The sequence below is a fragment of the Diplocloster agilis genome (assembly GCF_019042275.1).
Lineage (GTDB): Bacteria > Bacillota > Clostridia > Lachnospirales > Lachnospiraceae > Diplocloster > Diplocloster agilis.
This window is the reverse complement of sequence record NZ_JAHQCW010000041.1, coordinates 22,999-45,282: the sequence shown is the minus strand read 5'-3', so window position 1 is coordinate 45,282 and position 22,284 is coordinate 22,999. Positions and strand designations below refer to the sequence as shown.

Annotated in this window: 24 protein-coding genes and 1 tRNA gene; 17 read left to right on the top strand and 8 right to left on the bottom strand. The window is 48.2% G+C overall.

The window, feature by feature from the left end; genetic code table 11:
• The first annotated feature begins 14 nt into the window (after nt 1–14).
• Nucleotides 15–827, top strand: a complete 813-nt coding sequence (locus KTH89_RS19720) for a hypothetical protein (RefSeq protein ID WP_238722837.1) — start codon at nt 15–17, stop codon at nt 825–827.
• 132 nt (nt 828–959) lie between these two features.
• Here KTH89_RS19720 and KTH89_RS19715 read toward each other — a convergent pair whose 3' ends face one another.
• Complete coding sequence (locus KTH89_RS19715; protein ID WP_158345755.1) at nt 960–1,904, bottom strand: DUF4397 domain-containing protein; 945 nt, start codon at nt 1,902–1,904, stop codon at nt 960–962.
• Between the two features lie 202 nt (nt 1,905–2,106).
• On the opposite strand from KTH89_RS19715, the gene KTH89_RS19710 reads away from it, so the two are divergent.
• Both KTH89_RS19710 and KTH89_RS19705 read left to right on the top strand, forming a co-directional pair.
• A complete protein-coding gene (locus KTH89_RS19710) occupies nt 2,107–2,688 on the top strand; it encodes an HdeD family acid-resistance protein (RefSeq protein WP_238722836.1) in 582 nt (193 codons plus the stop codon).
• 141 nt (nt 2,689–2,829) lie between these two features.
• Nucleotides 2,830–2,909: transfer RNA gene (locus KTH89_RS19705), tRNA-Leu, on the top strand.
• A 103-nt stretch (nt 2,910–3,012) separates the two neighbouring features.
• Here KTH89_RS19705 and KTH89_RS19700 read toward each other — a convergent pair.
• The gene (locus tag KTH89_RS19700; protein WP_330656725.1) at nt 3,013–4,857 is read right to left on the bottom strand and encodes an EAL domain-containing protein; all 1,845 of its coding nucleotides are present in this window, start codon (nt 4,855–4,857) and stop codon (nt 3,013–3,015) included.
• Between the two features lie 288 nt (nt 4,858–5,145).
• Between KTH89_RS19700 and KTH89_RS19695 the strand changes: the two genes are divergently transcribed.
• The 4 genes from KTH89_RS19695 (at nt 5,146) to KTH89_RS19680 (ending at nt 9,061) form a co-directional block, all read left to right on the top strand.
• The gene (locus KTH89_RS19695; protein ID WP_158345758.1) at nt 5,146–5,496 is read left to right on the top strand and encodes an Hpt domain-containing protein; all 351 of its coding nucleotides are present in this window, start codon (nt 5,146–5,148) and stop codon (nt 5,494–5,496) included.
• 14 nt (nt 5,497–5,510) lie between these two features.
• A complete protein-coding gene (locus tag KTH89_RS19690; protein WP_158345759.1) occupies nt 5,511–7,655 on the top strand; it encodes a diguanylate cyclase in 2,145 nt (714 codons plus the stop codon).
• Nucleotides 7,656–8,211: 556 nt separating this feature from the next.
• Entirely contained in the window at nt 8,212–8,622 is a 411-nt protein-coding gene (locus tag KTH89_RS19685) for a DUF2871 domain-containing protein (protein WP_275061815.1), read from the top strand.
• Nucleotides 8,612–9,061: a hypothetical protein gene (locus KTH89_RS19680; protein WP_158347585.1), complete on the top strand. Its 450-nt coding sequence runs from the start codon at nt 8,612–8,614 to the stop codon at nt 9,059–9,061. The genes KTH89_RS19685 and KTH89_RS19680 overlap by 11 nt, the downstream gene beginning before the upstream one ends.
• On the opposite strand, the gene KTH89_RS19675 is transcribed toward KTH89_RS19680, so the two are convergent.
• Together KTH89_RS19675 and KTH89_RS19670 are read right to left on the bottom strand one after the other, a co-directional pair.
• Nucleotides 9,039–9,716: an LrgB family protein gene (locus KTH89_RS19675; protein ID WP_238722833.1), complete on the bottom strand. Its 678-nt coding sequence runs from the start codon at nt 9,714–9,716 to the stop codon at nt 9,039–9,041. The genes KTH89_RS19680 and KTH89_RS19675 overlap by 23 nt on opposite strands.
• A 3-nt stretch (nt 9,717–9,719) precedes the next feature.
• Nucleotides 9,720–10,139, bottom strand: coding sequence for a CidA/LrgA family protein (locus tag KTH89_RS19670; protein WP_158347589.1), 420 nt, complete (start codon nt 10,137–10,139; stop codon nt 9,720–9,722).
• A gap of 190 nt (nt 10,140–10,329) precedes the next feature.
• On the opposite strand from KTH89_RS19670, the gene rpe reads away from it, so the two are divergent.
• Nucleotides 10,330–11,001 carry a ribulose-phosphate 3-epimerase gene (rpe, locus tag KTH89_RS19665; RefSeq protein ID WP_158347591.1) on the top strand — a complete coding sequence of 224 codons (672 nt, stop codon included), beginning with the start codon at nt 10,330–10,332 and terminating at the stop codon, nt 10,999–11,001.
• 50 nt (nt 11,002–11,051) lie between these two features.
• On the opposite strand, the gene KTH89_RS19660 is transcribed toward rpe, so the two are convergent.
• Entirely contained in the window at nt 11,052–11,942 is an 891-nt protein-coding gene (locus KTH89_RS19660) for a VIT1/CCC1 transporter family protein (RefSeq protein ID WP_158347593.1), read from the bottom strand.
• A 207-nt stretch (nt 11,943–12,149) separates the two neighbouring features.
• Here KTH89_RS19660 and dhaS point away from each other — a divergent pair, with 207 nt between their 5' ends.
• A complete protein-coding gene (gene dhaS, locus KTH89_RS19655; RefSeq protein WP_158347595.1) occupies nt 12,150–12,710 on the top strand; it encodes a dihydroxyacetone kinase transcriptional activator DhaS in 561 nt (186 codons plus the stop codon).
• Here the strand turns inward: dhaS and KTH89_RS19650 are convergent.
• Nucleotides 12,695–12,943 (bottom strand): hypothetical protein, encoded by a 249-nt coding sequence (locus KTH89_RS19650; RefSeq protein ID WP_238722832.1) that lies wholly within the window; start codon nt 12,941–12,943, stop codon nt 12,695–12,697. The two genes, dhaS and KTH89_RS19650, sit on opposite strands and share 16 nt — an antisense overlap.
• A 208-nt stretch (nt 12,944–13,151) precedes the next feature.
• On the opposite strand from KTH89_RS19650, the gene KTH89_RS19645 reads away from it, so the two are divergent.
• Together KTH89_RS19645 and KTH89_RS19640 are read left to right on the top strand one after the other, a co-directional pair.
• On the top strand, nt 13,152–14,870 hold the full coding sequence (locus KTH89_RS19645) for an oleate hydratase (RefSeq protein ID WP_158347600.1): 1,719 nt from the start codon (nt 13,152–13,154) through the stop codon (nt 14,868–14,870).
• Nucleotides 14,871–14,982: 112 nt separating this feature from the next.
• On the top strand, nt 14,983–15,570 hold the full coding sequence (locus KTH89_RS19640; protein ID WP_158347602.1) for a manganese efflux pump: 588 nt from the start codon (nt 14,983–14,985) through the stop codon (nt 15,568–15,570).
• Between the two features lie 123 nt (nt 15,571–15,693).
• Here the strand turns inward: KTH89_RS19640 and KTH89_RS19635 are convergent, their stop codons facing one another.
• Nucleotides 15,694–16,113, bottom strand: a complete 420-nt coding sequence (locus KTH89_RS19635; RefSeq protein WP_238722831.1) for a helix-turn-helix domain-containing protein — start codon at nt 16,111–16,113, stop codon at nt 15,694–15,696.
• Nucleotides 16,114–16,251: 138 nt separating this feature from the next.
• Nucleotides 16,252–16,722 (bottom strand): CYTH domain-containing protein, encoded by a 471-nt coding sequence (locus KTH89_RS19630; RefSeq protein ID WP_238722830.1) that lies wholly within the window; start codon nt 16,720–16,722, stop codon nt 16,252–16,254.
• A 169-nt stretch (nt 16,723–16,891) separates the two neighbouring features.
• Here KTH89_RS19630 and KTH89_RS19625 point away from each other — a divergent pair, with 169 nt between their 5' ends.
• The 6 genes from KTH89_RS19625 to clpX all read left to right on the top strand — a co-directional run bounded on the left by KTH89_RS19625 (nt 16,892) and on the right by clpX (nt 22,254).
• Entirely contained in the window at nt 16,892–17,443 is a 552-nt protein-coding gene (locus tag KTH89_RS19625) for a DJ-1 family glyoxalase III (RefSeq protein ID WP_238722829.1), read from the top strand.
• A 21-nt stretch (nt 17,444–17,464) separates the two neighbouring features.
• Entirely contained in the window at nt 17,465–18,208 is a 744-nt protein-coding gene (locus KTH89_RS19620; protein ID WP_238722828.1) for a DUF975 family protein, read from the top strand.
• Between the two features lie 95 nt (nt 18,209–18,303).
• A complete protein-coding gene (locus KTH89_RS19615) occupies nt 18,304–18,522 on the top strand; it encodes an alpha/beta-type small acid-soluble spore protein (RefSeq protein ID WP_238722827.1) in 219 nt (72 codons plus the stop codon).
• 352 nt (nt 18,523–18,874) lie between these two features.
• Entirely contained in the window at nt 18,875–20,167 is a 1,293-nt protein-coding gene (gene tig, locus KTH89_RS19610; RefSeq protein ID WP_238722826.1) for a trigger factor, read from the top strand.
• A 35-nt stretch (nt 20,168–20,202) separates the two neighbouring features.
• On the top strand, nt 20,203–20,784 hold the full coding sequence (gene clpP, locus KTH89_RS19605) for an ATP-dependent Clp endopeptidase proteolytic subunit ClpP (RefSeq protein ID WP_158347616.1): 582 nt from the start codon (nt 20,203–20,205) through the stop codon (nt 20,782–20,784).
• Between the two features lie 159 nt (nt 20,785–20,943).
• Nucleotides 20,944–22,254, top strand: coding sequence for an ATP-dependent Clp protease ATP-binding subunit ClpX (gene clpX / locus KTH89_RS19600; protein WP_238722825.1), 1,311 nt, complete (start codon nt 20,944–20,946; stop codon nt 22,252–22,254).
• The last annotated feature ends 30 nt before the right edge of the window (nt 22,255–22,284 follow it).

Below are 22,284 nucleotides of genomic sequence, written 5' to 3'. Positions count from 1 at the left end.
GAAGGAGAATATCAATGAAAAATAGAATGATCATGATGTTGGTGCTTCTTCTCGTACTGACAATCACAGCGCCGGTAACCGCCTATGCGGATGCCGGCGGGACAGGCCCATTACAATACGAGGTAACCAACCGAAATGAAATCCATATAAACCTGCAGAACCTCACAGATGAAACGATGCGGTCTTTGGATATAGAATTGAAACTGGAGGCGGCTACAGGGAGCGCGGGAGAAATAAAATTCGACTATTCCAACCAGATTAAAAGCCGCGCCCTTGTATATGAAGCGGCTTATGATGAGCAGACCGGTCTGCTGCATCTGATCGTATCCGGCAGAGAGTACCTGTTGGATGAAGGCCAGACAGTGCTGGAGTTAGGAATCATTACGGTGGCCGATGAGAATCAGGCCGGAGTAAATCTAAAGATAACTCCGGAAAAATTAAATACTGCGGGAAATACCCGTGAGGTTCAGAAGCTGGCGGCTGAGCAGATGCCTGGGGCATCGACGGTTGTGATACCTTCCGCCGATGATCAAAAGCCAGGTGAAAGCCCGGCTCCAACGGCAAGCCCCGCTCCGACCGAAGCGCCTCAGGTGACGGCAAGTCCGTCCCCCACGCCGGTTCCGACCGTAACACCCCAGACAACGCCGACGGTAACAGAAAATCCGAAGCAGAACTCTACCGCATCCGGCAGTAATTCCACGGATCAAACACGTACGGTCAGCGCGGCAACCACAGGAGACTATAACCCGATCGCCATATATATCGTGATCGGAGTGCTGGCCATCGCCGCGATTGCTGCCGTGATTGTCATGCGCAGAAAGAAATAATACAGCATACATAGGATGCACCCCGGCGCGCAGGTAACGATAGCGGCCGGGGTGCATTTTATTTATCCCATTGAAAAGTGCGCCTATGGAATAAAAGCCATCAGGGTTAAGATTTTACGGAAGGCGTCCTTCCTAATTCTGGACCATCACAATCCTTAAGTTGAACGCAGACCAGGTATTCCCAATCACATATGCGGTATACATTTCACCCGCGTTGATAGTAGTCACAAAGGACAGCAGAGGTTCGCCGGAATTAAAGGGCGGCCGGGCATTCGTGATTATGATGACCGGTATTTCCCGCAGCACGTTTCCGTAGCGGGCCGTGTTCGTCATATAGAATTCATATTCACCGGGCCTTGCCTGTTTAAACGGCGTAACTTCTTTGAAGCGCACGTCGGTAAACACCACGTCCCCGCCGTACAGCATCAGATCATAGGCCGAATTATTGTAGGACATATTGGCCATGCGGAAACAGCCGGTGTTGCGCGGCATATTCTGGCAGCCCAGGTCCGATACGCGGACCAGATCCAGACCGTTAGAAGAGTCGATCACTACCATAGTGATCTTTTCCCCTGCGACAAAAGGCAGCGTCTGATTGTAGAAAACCATGCGGGGGCCTACCGCGCTGACGATAGTGACAGGACGGAAGCCATCGGAAATCGTTTCGTAAGAAGAGATGTTTCCGAAGCGCAGGTTACTGGCGGCCATACGGTTGCCAATGGATATGTTCAGGGGCAGGTTATTGGTTGCGGCATTCAGGAAACGTACCTGACAGGTACCCGGGCGGTTCGGGCGAATCGGTCCGGGGAAGCTGGGAAATGGGCCGGGGGCTACCGGTCTGCCGCCTTCCGGCGCGATCGGAGTCTCAGGGATATTCTCCCACGGGTTATCCGGGAACGTGAAACCGGGATCAACGGGCCTTCCTCCTTCCGGGGCAATGGGGGGTACAGGGATATTGGCGTCCGGGCCGGGATATACAGGGGCGCCGCCCTCAGGAGCGATCGGCGGAACCGGCCGGTCGACTCTGCGTTCTTCTTCGTTCTGCATCTCTTCTTCGTAATTCATATTCTCTTCCATCAAAATAGACTCCTTATAATAGTATTCTTATTATCATATGAGAAAAGAGATAATTGGTTCCAGGCCCGGTGCAAATAATTCATAGGAAAGTGCCCGGACTGTTGGGCAAATGGTTGATGTTTGACACAAAAAAGAGTATGATGAACCCAAAGAAAGAACACTGGGCGCATGCCGCCGGGGGAACTCGTGAAGGAGGAAATGTATGGAGATTTTAAATGATTTTAAAAAGCATTTTGTTCTGGTTTCAATATTATATATTGTATTGGGAATCGTGCTGATCATCTGGCCATCCCTGTCTCTAAAACTGGTCTGCTACTTTTTCGGAATTATGACCGTTCTTTATGGGGTGGTTCAGCTGTTCCGGTATTTCAGCATCAATAAAGAATTCCGCACCTTCCAGCTGGATTTGTTTGTCGGAATCGTCTGCCTGGTGTTCGGTATCTTCGCGTTGGCGAAGCCGGCGATCGTAGCTTCCATCCTGCCGGTTATCGTTGGAATCTTTTTCCTGATGGAGGCCGTGATCAAGATCCAGAATGCGCTGGGGCTCAAAAAAGGCGGTTATGACCAGTGGTGGACTGCGTTGGTTGTGTCCGTTCTGGTAGCTGTGCTGGGGATTCTGCTTCTGATCAATCCGTTTGGCGCTATGAAGACCTTCGTGATTGTGATCGGAATCTGTCTGATCGCTGATGGGGCGGCCAGCTTCTGGAGCGTCTATTGTGTGTCTAAGCGGGTGAAGGAATATAAGAAGATGGAAGACGTCATGAACGATATGCTGAACCAGTGAGCTGCGCTTTGAAAAAATAGATTTGAAAAAATAGGATTTGAAAAAATAGAATAAAACATATGAAAATAGCTCTTGAAATATGCCGGGGCGGGATGGTATAATATCCGGGTAGCGCTATTCGTTATCCGGATAGCATTTTGCGCGGGCATGGCGGAATTGGCAGACGCGCTAGATTTAGGTTCTAGTGGGAGACCGTGCAGGTTCAAGTCCTGTTGCCCGCATAATTGTGAGAGTCACATCATATGTGTACAAAATAAGGGAGTCCGATTTTCGGACTCCCTTATTGATAGCTAATTTTAGGATAGCGATATGACAAATTTACTTTTAGGAAGGACAGGACGAAGAACGCAGGAATTCCTCTGTCTCATCCGCGGTGATCGGGCGGGCATAGAGATAACCCTGGATCATATGAATACCGCAGTCCCGGACAAAAGCGTCCTGTTCGGGAGTTTCCACGCCCTCAGCCAGCACCTTCATACCTAGCTCCAGGAAAGTATTGGTGATATTTCTTACCATGATTGCCGACTTCTCCTGCTCCGTGGCAGACCAGACCAGGCTCTTATCCAGTTTAATGGTGTCGAATGGAATATGTACGACAGTATCCAGATTGGAATATCCCACGCCAAAATCATCCAGGCCCAGCCGGATTCCCAACTGGTGCATCTCATCCACAAAATGGGAAACCACCTGAGGGTTGTCCGCAATGGCGCTCTCCGTAAATTCAATTTTAATTTTAGAGTAGGGCGTCCCGTTTCTTTGGATCGTCTCACAAACCCGCTCGATCAGATCGGGCTGTGAGAACTGAATTGCTGAAAAATTAACATGAATTCGTTCTATATCGATATGCTGCTCCGCCAGACGATTGATAAATTTGCACACCTTATCCAGAATGTGATAGGTGAGTTCCACGATCAGACCGGATTCTTCCGCCAAAGGAATGAATTCGGAGGGATAAATCGGCCCCAGCGGCGTATGATTGAGCCGCATCAGGGACTCGGCGAACAGATAGCGGCCGGTCGAGACATCCAGGATCGGCTGGTAATACAGTTCAAAACTATTGTTGGCACAAACCTCTTTCAGAATTTCGACAATCTGATGTTTCCGTTGAATTTCATCCAGCATCTTCTGATCACAATAACAGATACCGTCTTTATTTGCCGACTTTGCTCTGGACACCGCATACTCAATACCATGGATCAGCCCTTCCAGATTCTTCGAACTGTCCGGATAGCGTGCGATTCCGATGGCCACGGGGATGATACACCGGCAGCCGGGAATTTCCCAGGGCAGCTTCATTCGGTCCTGAATGACAGAGGTAAGCTGGACAAGCTTTTCCCTGGAAGAATCTTTTGACAAAATAGCAAACTCATCTCCGTTAAAACGGTAGAGTGTTCTGGGTTCCGAAACAGAGGTCAAATACAAGCAGATAGCTCGCAGAAACTGATCCCCGTTTTGCTGGCCGTACGTGTCATTGATATGCTTGAAATCGCGCAGAGAAATTACAATAATAGCAAAAGACGGCCGAATGGGCCGACGCAGCAACAATTCGATCATATGCAGGAGTTCCTGCCGGTTCGGAATATTGGTCAGATAGTCGATGGAAATTTGTTTGTTCTGCAGATACAGGTAAATGATCAAAAGAGCGCAGGTAGCCGCAGAGCCGGACAAAATGATAGAAGGAAAAAACTGCTGAAAAATAATGACCAGAACAGCGATCAGGGGAAATACCACCAGAATCCGGTAAATCGACTGATTCAGCCACTTCCCTTTGATAAGAACCAGAATCACGCAGAAGATACAATACATATAAAACAGGATATAAGTAATAGAAATCAAAGGCCCCTGTACATAGCCCTGCTCCCTGTTAATATCAAACAAATTCTTTGTAATAGGATTCAAAAAGACCAAAAAAAGATAAATAAAACTCGGGATACCGGTCAGCACCAACACCCTGGGCAGTCCTTTCCGGTTCTCATAAATAACGGCAGCCGTATAATAAAAATAGACCAACCCCATCAAGGGCGTAAAAACAAAATATACGGTAGTAACCAGCCAAATCATCCACAACGGAACGGCCAGATAACTCTTCAACATAAGGGTTGATATAATATTCGTAATCATGGCACAAAATGTGATCAAAAAACAAGCTTGAAAACAACGATTTTTCAAGCTGGGGACCAAACTCCCTTTTCTGGAATACCCCCATATAATACTCAAAAAAACAATCGAAATACTTTCTGCTGCTATATTCCAGGTCAAAATGATTCCCCCCGCACCAATGGAACGGTGCCATCCATAATGTACTTATTATAATATGAATCACCATAAAACACAATCCTTTTGCCTCCCAAAGCGCCCAAAGCCCCCAAAGCCCTAAAGATGTTAGGAATATGTTTTACTTTTATATAAAAGTGAGGTAAAATAGAACCAGACTATCCAGGGAAAGGAGCAGAAAACATGGAATTAAAAGAGATTTTGGTAGAAGCCGGCTTCCCTTATGATGAGATATTATATCGTTTTTCCGGGAATGAAGGATTGTTGAAAAAGTATTTGTTGAAGTTTCCTCAGGATCCGACCTTTCAGGAATTAAAGCATAATGTGGAAATGGGAGATTATGTAAGTGTAGAAACCAGCGCGCATACCCTCAAAGGAGTCAGCGCGAATCTGGGATTTGAAAAACTGAGTGAAATATGTGCACAGATGGTTATGGCGGTCAGAGAAGGGGAAAATGAAAAAATTACTCCGCTGTTTCATATTGCGCAGGAGGAATATGACGCTGTCCTGCAGTGTCTGAAGCAGATCGATTAACAGGAGGTGGAGTAATGACTGGGGTATATCCGAGGGGACCGATAAAACCCAAACTCCTGATCGTTGACGACGTTGAACTCAACAGAGCGATATTAAGCGAGCTTTTTTGCGGAGAGTATGATGTTCTGGAAGCGGAAAACGGAAAAAAAGCGATCGAAATACTGGAGATTTACGCGGATTCTCTGGCTGTAATACTACTGGATATCGTGATGCCTGTTATGGATGGCTTTGGTGTATTGCGGGAAATGGTAAAGCGGCATTGGAGCGGCCGGATACCGGTTGTCATGATTACCGCGGAGACTTCTGACTCGGTAATGCAAAAAGGTTACGAGATGGGCGCCGCCGATATTATCAGTAAACCTTTCAACCCAAATATAATCCGGCAGCGTATCAGCAATATTATAGAGCAGTATACTTATAAGCTGCATTTGGAAAAGCTGGTGGCGGAACAGACGGAGACTCTGCGGCGACAGTCTCAGAAATTGCGGGAAAACAGCGCGCAGATGATCGATACGCTGAGTGCTATCATCGAATTTAAAAATACGGAATCGGTGCAGCATATTGCCAATATCCGTACGATTACCAGAATGCTGCTGAACCAGTTGAAAAAGCGTCATGAGGAATACGGTTTGACGGATGAGATGGTTGAGAACATTTCAGAAGCGGCCGCCATGCATGATATAGGCAAGATTGCCATACCGGATCAGATTCTGAATAAACCAGGAAAACTAACTCCTGAGGAGTTTGAGGTCATGAAAACCCATACGGTCAAAGGCTGTGAGATCCTGGAAAAACTGGTCAGTGTGCAGAGTCTGACGTATTACGATTACTGTTACGAGATTTGCCGCCATCATCACGAGCGCTGGGACGGAAAAGGATATCCGGACGGTCTGGTGGGTGATGAAACGCCCATATGGGCCCAGGCGGTGTCTTTAGCGGATGTGTACGATGCGCTTAGCAGCAAGCGGGTGTACAAGGAAGCCTATTCCAGCGATACCGCCGTACAGATGATCTTAAACGGCGAGTGTGGAGTGTTTAATCCGGTTCTGCTGGAATGCTTTTTGGAGATTGTATCTACATTCAAAGACGGGATAGACCAGGCCCAGATGGAGCGGGAACAGCAGAAAAACCGGCCCCAGGAGGCTAAGGAGGAACACTTGCAGGAAGCATCGGATCTGAAGATGCAGGAAGGGGACCTTTCGTACCGCACACTGCGGCTTCTGGAGCTGGAACGTCAGAAGTACCGTGTGATGTCAGAGCTTTCAGGAGAGATTCTGTTTGAATATGAAATAAAGACGGACAAGCTGGTATTCTCAGAAAAATATCAGACACTGACCGGTAACGATCTGATTATAAAAAATCTGACTCAGGCTATCACAGATCCGGAGTATATCCGTCCGAAAGATTTGGTCCGGCTGCGGGAGAAAATATCCGGTATTACCTCTTCATCGCCGGCCTGCAAGCTGGAGATGGAGATCAATCTTGAAGGCAATGGATTCGAATGGTATGAAGTCTACCTCTATCCGATCTGGGACGCCGGATATGATGTGGAATGTTTGGGATATATTGGAAAGTTAATTAATATTGAAGAACAGAAACGCATGAATCTGAAACTCCAAAAGGAGGCGGACAGCGATCCGCTGACCGGAGTGCTGAACCGAAAGGCCATTCAGGAGCAGATCAGCAAGATCCTGAGCGACGGCAAAACAAGACATGCGGCTCTTTGTTTTATCGATATCGATAATTTCAAATCGGTCAATGATGATTTTGGCCATCTGTTCGGGGACAATGTGCTGAAGCACGTAGTGTCGGTTCTCTTGTCCAACAGCCGCAACACAGATCTCGTGGGCAGAATCGGAGGGGACGAGTTTGTGATTTTCCTAAGGGATATTTCCTCCGACGAGGCACTGGAGAAGAAGCTGCAGAGCATCTGCGATCATTTGAGCAGAAATTGCGACGGCTGCCAGTTGTCCGGAAGCCTTGGAGTATCCAGGTATCCCGAGGATGGTGATGATTACGGTACGCTCCTGCATAAAGCGGATCAGGCGCTGTATCTTTCCAAGAGATTAGGTAAAAACGGTTATCAGATTTATCATGATGACTGCGGAAGATTTCCATTTCAGACTATGCTATCCGGCGTGGATGAGTATGTGGAGTAAGTGAAATAACGAGAATAACCCGGCGGCAGATATTCTGGTTCTTCCCCGGGTTTGGGTTCACCCGCTGTTTCAGACTGGGGACAGAGGCGGTATCCGGGGAAACTCCCGGCCGCCGGGTTCTTTTGTGTCTCCCCGGGAGCGCGGAGGGCTAGCGCTGGAATACGCTAAGTGAAATCGAAAAGCCGGGTTCAGGAACCGAGCCTATTCACCAGGAACACGTGATGTGTTCCCGGTTCAGAGGCTCTTTGCCCGTCGGATGTGAAGTCCGCCGTGCATCCTGAACCCGGCTTTCCGATTTCACTAAGCGTATTCACAGCCGCCCTATGCGCTCACGGGGAGACACAAAAGAACCCGGAGGCCGGGAGCCTCCCCGGATACCGCCTCTGTCCCTAGTCTGAAACAGCGGGCGTACCCAAACCCGGGGAAGAACCAGAATATCTGCCGCCGGGTTATTCTCTTTTCAGCCAGCTTGACAAAAAGAGATCATTGCACTATAATGAACAATGTTCATGTTGAAATGTTTTAAAATCATAAGGAGGTAACGCTTGTGAGAAAAATGATTAATACAGCATTTGCCTATGCGATAGCCGCTATGGCCGGCGGGGTGTTTTACCGTGAATTTACGAAGTTCCAGGGCTTTGAGGGCAGAACCAGTCTTGCTTTTGTACATACGCATCTGTTCCTGCTGGGGATGGTTATGTTCCTGGTGATCGGGCTTTTTGCAGCCCGGTTTGATCTGAACAGCCGGAAACAGTTTCGGGTTTTCTACGTATTATACAATGCGGGAGTGATTCTGACGTCCATCATGCTGCTGATCCGCGGAGTGGTGCAGGTGACGGAACCGGAGATTTCCCGGGGGATGGACGCGGCGATCTCCGGTGTGGCCGGTATCGGGCACATATTGACCGGGATCGGGATTATATTATTATTTTTAAGTTTGAGGAGTTGGACACGGAATGACGGATAGAAAGTTTTATCATATACCCAAAAACTACCTGCTTTTGGTGGCGGGTCTGGTCTGGTCCGCCGCCGGGGTGAATATTATCCGGATCGGCATTACCGCTACGCACCGTAACTGGAGCTTCCTTCTGGCGGCAGCCGCCCTGGCGGTTTTTGGGTTGTTTTACGGTCTGATTTTCCACCGGCTGATCCGGAAGCATACGGTTCGGATTACCGGTTACGATCAGGAGAGAATACACATTTTGCGTTTCTTTGATATAAAAAGTTATTGCATCATGGCAGGTATGATGACGTTTGGAATTTTACTGCGGCGGTCGAATCTTTGGCCGGCTTATTGTATCCGGACTTTTTATACCGGGCTTGGAGCCTCGCTTTTAATGGCGGGCGCCGGTTTCCTGGTGAATTTTATTCTGGAGCAAAGGGCTACAGGAAAAGTGAGTAGATAACGGTGATGATACCGGACATTACCAGGCTGATGCTGCTCATGGCCCCCTCTATTTCCCCCAGCTCCACGGCTTTTGAGGTGCCGATTACATGGCTGCTGGTGCCGATGGCGACGCCGGCGGTCACGGGATTCTTGATCCGGCAGACACGGATCAGGAGGGGACTGATGATGGCTCCCAGAATACCGGTCAGTACCACGGCGGCCACGGTTACCGGAACGATCCCGTTTTGTGCGCGGGAGATTTCCATGGCGATGGGGGTGGTGACGGACTTGGGAATCAGGGAGACATGGAATACCTGATCCAGCCGGAACAGATAACAAAGCCCGATGACGGTCAGGATAGACGCGGCGGAACCCACGGCCGTACCAACCAGAATCGGTAATACATTGGCTTTTAAAATACGCACCTGCCGGTAGACGGTAACCGCAAGGCAGATCGTGGCAGGCCCCAGGAAGATGGAGATTAATTTTCCTCCTTCCTCATAATCTTCATATGGAATGTGGAAAATCTGAAGCACCGCAATGACCAGGACAATGGCGATGAGCAGCGGATTGGCCGCGGGATTTTTACATTTTTTCTGTATCAGCTTACCAAGCTCAAATGCGCCCAGGCTTAACCCAAGGCCAAACAGGGCCATAGAAGTCAGTTCCCCCATAGATTACATCTCCTCCCTTTTTGAGCCGGCAGGCTCTGAAACGCCGGCTTCCGGCGCGGCATATGACCGGCCGCGGCGCGCCATGAACCGGATCATCAGCTGTGTCGTAAAAGCTGTGACTAAAAAAGTAACGATCGTGCTGATGAGAATGATAGCCAGCAGCGCAGGCCATACACTCCTTATCTCATCGAAATAATTGATAATTGAGACACCGGCCGGAATAAAGAGCACGGCCATATTGCCCAGAAGAAAATCGGAAACCTCCCGGATCTGTGTTTCCCTAAACCATCCGGTCAGCAGCAGTAGAAATAACAGGACCATGCTGATGATGCTGGCGGGCAGGGGGACCGGAAGCAGCAAAGCAACCGCTTCGCCGATAAAACAAATCAGCAGCAGATAAAAACACTGCTTCAATATATTCATAATCACTCGCTCCTTTAGAAATCTCTTTTCCAATCATACCGTGTTTTGGACCAAATCTCAAGATTTTTTGCGCCGGTGTTTTCATGTATTTCGGGGTGGCAAAGAAAAGGGGATTATGATAGTATAAATAAGAGAATAAGAAGTTGTACGATTAAGAAACTTATATCACAAATAGCAGGAGGAGTGTAAGATGAAGAAAAAAATATCCCCTTCCATGATGTGTTCCGGTGTGTTGGAGATTGGCACGTATCTGAGCGCGTTTGAAAAGAACGGAATCGAATATCTACATATTGATGTGATGGACGGAGAGTTTGTGCCGAACCTGATGCTGGGGACGGATTATGTGAAGAGCCTTCGGAAAGCCAGCGATATACCGCTGGACGTACATCTGATGATCTATAATCCGGAAAATAAGATCGATTGGTTTGATTTTCAGCCCGGCGAATATGTGGCGGTACACGCCGAGAGCACAGCCCACGTGCAGCGGGCGCTCCAGAAGATCAATGCCACCGGGGCGAAAGCAATGCTGGCCATCAATCCGGCCACCCCGATCTCTGCTTTGGACTATGTGATCGATGATATTCAGGCGGTCCTGGTGATGACGGTCAATCCGGGATTCGCGGGCCAGAAGCTGATTCCGCAGACTCTTCAGAAGATTACGGATGTACGCAGATATCTGGATGACAAGGGCCGCTATGATGTGGAAATCGAAGTGGACGGCAATGTCAGCTTTGAAAATGCCCGGAAGATGTCGGCGGCCGGCGGTGATATTTTTGTAGCCGGTACCTCCAGCTTCTTTAATAAAAACATCGATCTGGATCTGGGAATTCAGAAACTCAGAGAAGCCATCGAACTACGGTAAAAAAAATATTGGCGGCCCATAAGTTATCATATAACTTGGGCCGCCTTATTTTACATATCAACACCCAGCACGTTCTTAACGATCAGGCCCACGGCGAAGGAGAGCACCGCGACGCCCAGGCTGATGCAGGCCATTTCTCCAAAACGGCGCTTGAAGGACAGGTCCTTGGCCACGGCAATGTAGTAGTTAAACGCGGCAATGATGACGACCACGGTAACCAGCATGGTGGCCAATGCCCAGATCCAGGCCTGCGGCGGGAAAATCAGATAGGGCAGGATCAGCAGCGTGACGGTAATCAGATAGGCGATACCTGTGTATATACAAGATTTCAGGGCATTCTCATTCCCCTCGCTTTTGGCGGAGAGAAATTCCGAAGAAGCCATGGACAAGGTGGCGGATATGCCGGTAATCAGACCCGACAGGGCGATGATCCGGGTATTCTGCATGGCCAGGGATAGGCCCGCCAGCGTCCCGGTCAGTTCCACCAGCGCGTCATTCATGCCGAGAACCATGGAACCCACATATTGGAGACGCTCCTCATCCAGCATGGACATCAGGGCATTTTCATGGGCGTTTTCCTGATCCTGGATCAAGGCGCTTTCGGGAACCTCATTTTCCAGCTCCTCATAGGTTACCTGGGCGCCTTCCTCCCCTTTTTCCATTAATTTTATGACAAAGGTAAAGCCTAAGAGGATAGTCAGGAGCTTTCGCCACCAGACCTTGAAGCGCTGCGGCTTCATCTCGACGCCGGTATATTTTTTCCAGAGCTCGTAATGGCGTTTCTCCTCAGCGGCTAACCGAAGCAGTACATCCTTGTTCTTACTGTCTTTCATTCTGGACGCGATGGCGCGATAGGTTTCGCTCTCCGTCAGCTCATTTTGCTGCATGGTTTTCAGAGCGGCCATCGCTTTTGGGGAAATATTTTGGGTATTCTGTGACATGATAAACCTCCTCCTATGTATCTTATACGGGGCGCCGGCAGTTATACTTTGCGGGCCTCACATGAAACTTCGCTAAGGTGTATCTTACCACAACCCGGCCCGGATTTCTACAGAAAGCAAGGGGGAGAAATAAGAAAAAGTCGTTGCATATTAAAGGGCGTGACGTTAAAATAAGGAATATACGGTAGAAAAGGGGAGGACTTCCCGATGTCAGAGGCACTGATTACGAAGAAGGCCATCGCTCAGGGGTTGAAGGACCTGACCCTGGCCAAACCGTTCGGGAAAATCTCGATCGGCGATATCACCTCGGCCTGCGGATTAAACAGGCAGACCTTTTATTATCATTTTCAGGACAAGTATGAGCTGCTCAGCTGGATTTATTATAACGAGGGATTTATCTATGTAATGGATGGAATCACGCTGGAGAACTGGCACGAGAAGCTGAAAGACCTGCTGGACACAATGAAAGCGGACCAGGAATTTTACCGGAACACCATAAAGAACGATGACAGCTATTTCAAAGAATATCTGCTGGAAATCGTCTCCACCTTATTTTATGAAGCCATCGACAAACTGGATGAGGATAAGAGCCTGTCGGATGAGGACAAGAAATTCTATTCCCAGTTTTATGCCTACGGGATCTGCGGCGTGGTGGTGTCCTGGGTGGAGTCCGGTATGAAAGAAGATACCAAAAAACTGTCCGATAAGCTCAAAGGGCTGGCTCAGGGCAGTGAAAAACTGGGATACGAGATCTATACAAACAGGTGAAACTGCTGAATCATCCAGTCTTTGACCAGAGACTGTTTGCCCTGGGACAGCATCTGATAGAGTTCCTCGTAAAGAGCCCCTGCTTCCTTTTCCGGAAGATGCTGTCCGGACAGGGTGCAGCCCAGCTCCAGGATATTTCTGGCATCCCGGTCCAGAGATTTTTTACTGTTATTCAGCATAAACTTAAGTGCCGTGTCTAACGTGGCGCTTTTTATTTTATTATCCAGACGCATATTCGTCATCTCCAATATGAATTACTTCTATCTTAATCAGTATGATTCCATATTTGTATAGACAAAATCGTATAATTGTCTAAAAACTGTACAGTATTTGAAAAGTGTCAGGATTTGCGACAGCTCAAAAAAACTGTATGATGACGAACATCGGAAAATGGAATATACTGTGACCATCGGTTGAAAACAAAACAAAGGAGAGATAGATATGGATAAAAAATTAAAGAAAGCAATTCTGGCCGCAGGTGCGGTGGCAGGAGCGACAGCAGTGGCGATAAAAGCCAAGAAGGAAAAAGAGAACATCGAAAATGAGAAGGCCAGAACAGAAATGCAGCTGCGTGACTACAACGGGCAGCATGCCTGGTTCATCGGCGGCGGGCTGGCCAGCATGGCAGGGGCCGCTTACCTGGTGCGGGACTGCAACTATCCGGGAGATCAGATCACCATATTTGAAGGAATGAAGATCCTGGGCGGCAGCAACGACGGCGCGGGAGATCCCGGCCAGGGCTTTGTGTGCAGAGGTGGACGGATGCTCAACGAGGAGACCTATGAGAATTTCTGGGAGCTCTTTTCTTCCATCCCGTCCCTGGAAAAGCCTAATATGAGCGTGACCCAGGAAATCTTAAATTTCGACCATCTGCATCCCACTCACGCCCAGGCCCGCCTGATCGACAAGGATGGCGTCATTCAGGACGTATCCGGCATGGGATTCAACAATGATGACCGCCTGGCGCTGGGCAAACTGATGCTGACTCCGGAAGAAGATCTGGATGACATGACGATCCAAGAATGGTTTGAAGAGACCCCCCACTTCTTTGAAACCAACTTCTGGTATATGTGGCAGACCACTTTCGCTTTCCAGAAATGGTCCAGCCTGTTTGAGTTCAAACGCTATATGGAACGGATGATTTTCGAATTTTCCAGAATCGAGACGCTGGAAGGAGTGACCAGAACCCCCTATAACCAGTACGAATCTGTTATCCTGCCTTTGAAGACCTGGCTCACAGAACAGGGTGTTCATTTTGTGACCGACGCTGTCGTCACGGATTTGGATTTTGCCCAGGGAAGCCAGATTACAGTGAATGCGATCCATCTTCAAAAAGAGTCCAAAGAAGAGGTCGTCACGGTTAACGAAGGCGATATCTGTATTATGACCAACGGATGCATGACAGACTGCGCCACTCTGGGCGATCTGCACACCCCGGCCTCCTATGAACCGGAAAATCCCATCTCCGGCAATCTGTGGGCGAAAGTGGCGGAAAAGAAAGAGGGACTGGGCAACCCGGCGCCTTTCTTCGGTAAGCCGGAAGAAACCAACTGGGAGAGCTTCACTGTCACCATGAAAGGCAACAAGCTCCTGAAGATGATCGAGGACTATTCCGGCAACATTCCAGGTTCCGGCGCCCTTATGACTTTTAAAGATTCCAGCTGGCTGATGAGCATCGTGGTAGCCGCCCAGCCGCATTTTAGAAACCAGCCCATCGATACCACCATTTTCTGGGGCTACGGCCTTTACACGGAAAATGTCGGGGATTATGTCAAGAAACCTATGCGGGAATGTACCGGAGAAGAGATGCTGACCGAACTTCTGCATCACCTGCATATGGAGGATCAGATGGACGAGATTATGGAATCCGTAGTCAATGTCATTCCCTGCATGATGCCCTATATCGATTCCCAGTTCCAGCCCAGGAAGATGTCCGACCGCCCCAAGGTAGTCCCGGAAGGTTCCACGAACTTTGCCATGATCAGCCAGTTTGTAGAGATTCCGGAGGATATGGTATTCACCGAAGAATATTCGGTACGCGCGGCCAGAATCGCCGTTTACACCCTGATGAATGTAACCCATAAAAAAATCTGCCCCGTAACGCCTTATAAAAAGAACCCGAAGGTATTGGCCGAGGCGCTGAAAACTTCCTACCGGTAGGGCAGCCCGCCGGTAGCTAAGAGCAAAGGAACAGTAAGGAATGCTTGTACTTTAAACACCCCTTGAGGATTCAGACATATAATAGAATAAATTGGATTTTCAGGATGTGTTTATGGAGCTATTTATTTCAATCGCTGTTCTGGTTATATCGGCGAATATTGATACGTTTGTGCTAATGCTTCCTTTTGGCGTCAGCCATGTACGGATCTGTGCCAAGAATATTTTTCTGATTGCAGGAATTACCAGTGCATTTACTTATATGTCGATGAAAGTGGGAACCGCTTTTTCCCAGATGATCAGCCTTCAGGCTGCCAATCTGGTCGGGGGATTGACCCTGGTTTTGATCGGTCTGTATTTTGTCTTGAAGTTTTGCGTCCATCAGAAGAAAAAGGAGCAGGAGGATTCCGGTAACGTATCCGGTCTGCAGATGCAGGAGGAACGGGTGATGTCGACGGTGGAGGCGGTCGTGCTGGCGCTGGTGCTGTCCATCAACAATGCGGGGATCGGCATAGCGGCAGGGATCGCTTATATCAGTGCATTTTATGTATCCGTGGCCACATTTCTATGTACGTGGATCTGCATCAAACTGGGGCTGCTGGCCGGGAAAAGCCTGATGGGAAGATTGGTGACCAAATATTCGGTGTTCCTTTCCGGAATTCTATTGCTGGCGCTGGGCGTTTATGAGTGCCTGGGATTCTGAAAATGCCGTCTATCCATAAATTATATGCGGCGCCTGTCATTGATAGAAGTAGCGCTTAGAAAAATATTTGATAAGTTTCCAAAAAGAAAACCGGAACAGATACCTGTAAAAGGTCTGTTCCGGTTAATTCTTTTCTTTGCCGGTATTATTTTCATGGAGCTTGAAACGGACGAATTCGATCAGTTCCTTCTGCTGATCCGGGTGCAGTTCCCGGAATAAACTGACCAGTACCTGTTCGGAACCGGACAGCAGAGCGGTTTCATATACCGGATGTGTATCGGAACCATACGTGGTCTCTTCCTGAATTATGTAAGGAAGGGAAAGCCTGCCATAATTTAACAGCTGATCAATCAGTATTCTATACTTACATGCCAAAGCATAAATAATACTCAGATCCGGACAGCGCTCGTTGTTTTCGTAATTCGTGTAGGTCTGGCGCGCAATGTTCAGATACTCAGAAACCTCTTTCTGCGTGAATTTGTTCTGTTTTCTGATGTACCTGAGAGAATCGCCGATATCTAAATCAGTCTTCTTTTTTGCCAAGAAAAAACCTCCCTGATCAATAATGTAGATATTATAACAATTACATTGAAATAATATTCACATGGCTACAGGTAGAAGCCTATCCCAGGCTAAAAGTCTCGATATGAATCTTTTATAACAAACACAAAATGTAATATATTAATTGTTCTTATAAACAGACTTGTATTCCTGACGGCTCAGCGCGCTGTTGTGGTATCTGCTGTCAAAAGTTACGTCCTGGCCGAACCAGGACGGCGGGTCAAAATTAAGAGCCATCTCTTCAGTGGGAAATTCTACCTCCGCCATCATAAGGGGGGCAAAAGGGGGATCAAAGATATCCAATTCGATGGTCAGCTGTTCCGTAAGAGGGATAAGGAACCTTTTTTTCGAAATGAGATTGCCGTCTGTTTTCGTGCGTAGATGCAGATAGGCGTCCCTAGTCAGCGGAAGATTGTATTCTTCCCGTACCATCAGGCCTTTCGATTTGTAGGTGAGATAGTAATCCTCATCCTGCCTTCGGATCCGCACCACTGGTTCCGTACATAGATAACCCTGTTCGATCCTATGATAAGGATATTGTTCCAAGGAATCAGGCAGGCGGGTGACCAGATATTTTCGTTCAATTTCCATTTGCATTCATCTCTTTCTTTAAGATTCGAGCGTAACTACTTGTAATAATAGTATTTTTTTGGACAGAACGTCAATAGATATGTTATATTAGGATAAGATTATACTTCCTGTGGTTTTAATTTTATTCAGAAAGATTATACAGATGAAAAATAGAAAGGAGTTGTTTGTTATGAGTAAAGTATGTGTGTTTTTGGCAGAAGGCTGTGAAGAGGTAGAGGCTTTGATGGTGGTGGATCTGCTTCGCAGGGCCGGAATTGAAACCTTCATGGTTTCTGTCACCTCCAGTTTACAGGTGACGGGTTCCCACGGAATCCAGGTCAAAGCGGACCGGTTATTCGAGGAGATGTTCTATTCGGATATCGACGCGCTGGTGCTTCCGGGTGGAATACCGGGAACGCCGAACCTGGCAAACCATCTGGGACTGGTCGAATTGCTGAAAGAATTTTACCAAAAAGATAAAATGCTGGCGGCTATCTGCGCGGCGCCCAGTGTGCTGGGCGATCTGGGGCTGCTGGCCGGTAAAAAAGCAACCTGCCATCCGGGATTTGAATCCCATCTGCTAAAAGCGCAGGTGGTGGAGGATGAGGTGGCTGCCGATGGAAATGTGGTGACCAGCCGGGGCCTTGGGACCGCGATTCCTTTTGGGCTTCAGTTAATCCGCTGTCTGGAAGACGAGGAAACCGCGCAAAAGGTGCAGGATGCTATCGTATACCGAAAATGAAAATCGAGGAGGGGCTAAGAGATGTGGACGAGAAGTGACCTGAAGAACCGGGCAAAAGACCGACTGAGGATCAACTATTGGATGGGGTTCCTGATCTGTCTGATACTTGGATTCCTGGGAGGTGATAACAGCGGCGGAGCATCGCAGACGGTCAGCAGAGGTGTGACCGGCGCTGCCAATTATGCCACGCCGATGGGACACGGCGCCCAGTACATCGCTCTGCTGTTCGTGACGGTGTTCGCTGTGGCTGCGGTTGCATCCGTGATCGTGGTGGCGGTTGTAGTATTTATTACGAATCCGCTGATGGTAGGTGGAAAAAGATTCTTCCTGGTGGGCCGGGAGGTAAAAGCGGCGTTTGGAGAACTGGGCTATGCTTTTTCCGATTCCTATATGAATGTAGTGGGAATTATGTTTTTGAGAGATCTGTTCACGTTTCTGTGGACGCTGGTATTTATTATCCCGGGTATAGTCAAGAGCTACGAATACCGTATGATTTCGTATATACTGGCTGAGAATCCGTCGGTCAGCCGGCAGCGCGCGTTTGAGCTGAGCCGGGAAATGACTATGGGCCATAAGTGGGATATGTTTGTGCTGGACCTGTCGTTTCTTCTCTGGTACTTAGGCGGCGCCATGCTGTGCGGAATCGGAACGCTATTTGTAAATCCCTACCCGGCGGCTACGGAAGCGGAGTTGTATGCAGTCCTTCGAAACAACGTGATCAGCCAGGGAATTACCAACACCTATGAGCTTCCCGGAGTATTTTAATATACATTTTTTTCCAGTTATAGTTTTACCTTACATGTACATAATAGGAGTACAGACAAGTTACTTGTCTAAGACAAACATGGAGGTGAAACACAATGAATAATTCTTCTAACACAAATCAGATGGCAGTACCCGAAGCAAAAGAGGCTATGAAACGTTTCCGTAACGAAGTAGCCAGCGAATTAGGAGTACCGTTGAAAGATGGTTACAATGGAGATTTAACATCCAGACAGGCTGGTTCCATCGGTGGTGAAATGGTTAAAAAAATGATCATGAAACAGGAACAGCAGATGTCTTCCGGATCAAATCTGTAATCTATGATAATAGGAAGAATAATCTTTCTATTAATCGCATAGCGGGCATAGCCCAATAGACCAGCTGGAAATAGTCCCAAGAAAATCTTAGACTATTTCCGGCTGGTCTATTTTGTGCACAAATGCTTGGACGTTGAAATTACATAGAAGAAGCGTTAAAAGATATTGGTACTTTTGAAGCAGAGTTCTGGGCAAGGTATCTAACCCCAGTCCCACGGCGGGATACGTGGAATTTTTTCTTGTGTTTTGGAAAACGTTATGCTATACTCATATAATGACTGTAAGAATGGATATTTTTAGGAACGTCCGAAAAATTTTTTCATATAACGTTTAAGGAGGAAATCAAAAGAAGATGAGTTTAAAAGTAGAGAACCTGGAAAAGAATATGGCGAAACTGACGCTGGAAGCAACCGCCGAGGAATTAGAGGGAGCGCTTCAGAAAGCATATCTGAAGCAGAAAGGTAACATCAGTGTTCCCGGATTCCGCAAAGGCAAAGTGCCTCGCCAGATGATAGAGAAGATGTACGGCCCGGAGATCTTCTACGAAGATGCGGCCAATATCCTGATTCCCGATGTATATGGAAAAGAAACCGAGGAGTGCGATTTAGAGATCGTGTCCCAGCCGTCGATCGACGTTGTGCAGCTGGAAAAAGGGAAACCTTTTATCTTTACCGCTGAAGTGGCTCTGAAACCGGAGGTTACCCTTGGCGAGTATAAGGGAATCGAAGTGGAAGCGGTAAGCACGGAAGTTACGGACGAGGAGATCAGTGCGGAACTGGATAAAGAGAGAGAGAACAATGCCAGAACCATTACCGTGGATGACAGGGCGGTGCAGGACGGCGATATGACTACCATCGATTTTGAGGGCTTTGTGGACGGCGTACCGTTTGACGGCGGAAAAGGCACGGATTACCCTCTTGTAATCGGATCTCATTCCTTTATCGATACCTTCGAGGAGCAGCTGATTGGAAAGAATATCGGGGAAGAAGTAGAAGTAAATGTTACTTTCCCGGAAGAGTATCAGGCGAAGGAACTGGCGGGACAGCCGGCCCTGTTCAAAGTGACAGTCAAGGAAATCAAAGTGAAAGAGCTTCCGGAAGCGGATGATGATTTTGCTCAGGATGTTTCCGAATTTGATACATTAGATGAATACAAAGCCGATATCAAGGCGAAACTTCAGGAGAAAAAGGAAAAAGACGCCAAGACCGCCAAGGAAGACGCGGTTATCGATAAGATTGTGGAAAACGCGACCATGGAAATCCCGGATGCGATGATTGAGACGCAGACACGCCAGATGGTGGAAGATTTCGCGCGCAGAATCCAGATGCAGGGACTGTCCATGGAGCAGTACATGCAGTTTACCGGTACCACTCCGGATCAGATGCTGGAGCAGATGAAACCGCAGGCTCTGAAGAGAATCCAGACCAGACTGGTTCTGGAAGCGATCACCGAGGCGGAGAAGATCGAAGCTACAGAAGAAGAATTACAAAAAGAAATCGAGAAGATGGCGGAAATGTACAAGATGGAAGCCGATAAATTAAACGAAGTGCTCTCTGATTATGAGAGAACTTCCATGAAGAAAGACATTGCCGTTCAGAAGGCAGTGGATTTCGTAGCGGAAGCGGCCGTTGAAACAGCAAAATAAACGGTCAATTTTAAGGAAAGGCAGGAGGATAAGCCATGAGTTTAGTACCTTATGTCATTGAACAGACCAGCAGAGGCGAGCGGTCCTATGACATTTACTCCCGGCTGCTCAAAGAGAGAATTATTTTTCTGGGAGAGGAAGTCAATGACACGACAGCAAGCCTGATCGTTGCGCAGATGTTATTTCTGGAAGCGGAGGATCCGGGAAAGGATATCCATTTATATATCAACAGCCCGGGCGGAAGCGTCACAGCCGGAATGGCTATTTACGATACGATGAACTATATCAAATGTGATGTATCTACGATCTGCGTAGGTATGGCGGCCAGTATGGGAGCATTCCTGCTGTCCGGCGGTGCGAAGGGCAAACGTTTTGCGCTTCCCAACGCGGAAATCATGATTCATCAGCCCTCCGGCGGAGCAAAAGGCCAGGCGACTGAGATCAAGATCGTGGCAGATATGATTCTCAAGACGAGAAAGAAGTTAAATGAAATTCTGGCGGCAAATACAGGCCAGCCTCTGGAAGTAATTGAACGGGATACCGAAAGAGACAACTATATGGACGCGCAAGAGGCCAAGGCATATGGTTTGATCGACGATGTATTTGTTAGACGCTAATGATATGCTCTGTGGATATTGCGGCATGTAGTGCCGTCGGGTCCGCAGGGATCACAAGACTCCTGTGATTCACGCAGGAGTCTTTAAAAATCAAAAGGAAAATGATGGAAGGTATTCCTTTATATAAGCCGCAGCAAACGCGGCACAGGAGGTAAATATATGGCAAATAAAAATAATGATGATAAAATCAGATGTTCTTTCTGCGGCAAACCCCAGGAACAGGTTAACCGTCTGATCGCAGGCCCCAACGGCACCTATATCTGCGACAGCTGCGTGGATATCTGCTCGGAGATCCTGGAAGAGGAATTCGAGGACGAAGATTTTGAAGATGAAAATTTAAATGATATCAACCTGCTGAAACCCGAGGAGATAAAGGCGTTTCTGGATGAGTATGTCATCGGGCAGGAGGAAGCGAAGAAGGTGCTTTCCGTAGCCGTGTACAACCATTATAAGCGGATTATGGCGGAGAAGGACCTGGATGTGGAGATCCAGAAAAGTAATATTCTCATGCTGGGCCCCACAGGCTCCGGTAAGACTCTGCTGGCGCAGACACTGGCAAAACTCCTGAACGTGCCGTTTGCCATCGCGGATGCCACCTCCCTGACTGAGGCCGGTTACGTTGGCGAAGATGTGGAGAATATTCTGCTGAAAATCATTCAGGCCGCGGATTATGACATGAAGCGGGCGGAAGTCGGCATCATCTATATCGACGAGATCGATAAGATCACGAGAAAATCGGAGAATGCTTCCATCACCCGGGATGTGTCCGGCGAGGGAGTACAGCAGGCTCTGCTTAAAATTATCGAGGGTACCGTGGCTTCGGTTCCTCCCCAGGGCGGCAGAAAGCATCCCCACCAGGAACTGATACAGATCGATACCAGTAACATCCTGTTCATCTGCGGCGGCGCTTTTGACGGGCTGGATAAGATTATCGAGACGAGAATGGATCAGAAGTCCATCGGATTTAACGTGGAAATCGCCAGCCGACGGGAGAAAAATGTGGGCGAGGTCTTAAAGCATGTTCTGCCGGAAGACCTTATAAAATACGGCCTGATTCCGGAATTCATCGGCCGGCTGCCGGTTGTGGTATCCCTGGATTCCCTGGATAAGGGCGCGCTGGTCAAAATTCTGACCGAACCGAAGAATTCCCTGATCAAGCAGTACCGCAAGCTTTTTGAGCTGGACGGCGTAAAGCTGCTGATCGATGACGAAGCCATCGAGATGATCGCGGAAAAATCCATCAAGAGAAAAACAGGCGCCAGAGGACTGCGTTCTATTATGGAAAAATCCATGATGGATCTTATGTTCAAAGTGCCTTCCGATGATAACATCGTGGAATGCAGGCTGACGAAGGAAGCGGTGGAAGGGACACAGGAACCGGAAATCGTCCGCAGGCAGGCAATAGAGGCGGGAACGCAGACACGTTCCCAGAAAAGAAAGCTGTTCGGCAAGGCGGATGAAATCGCCTGAGCCGGTGAAATATTAGGAACGAAGGAGGAA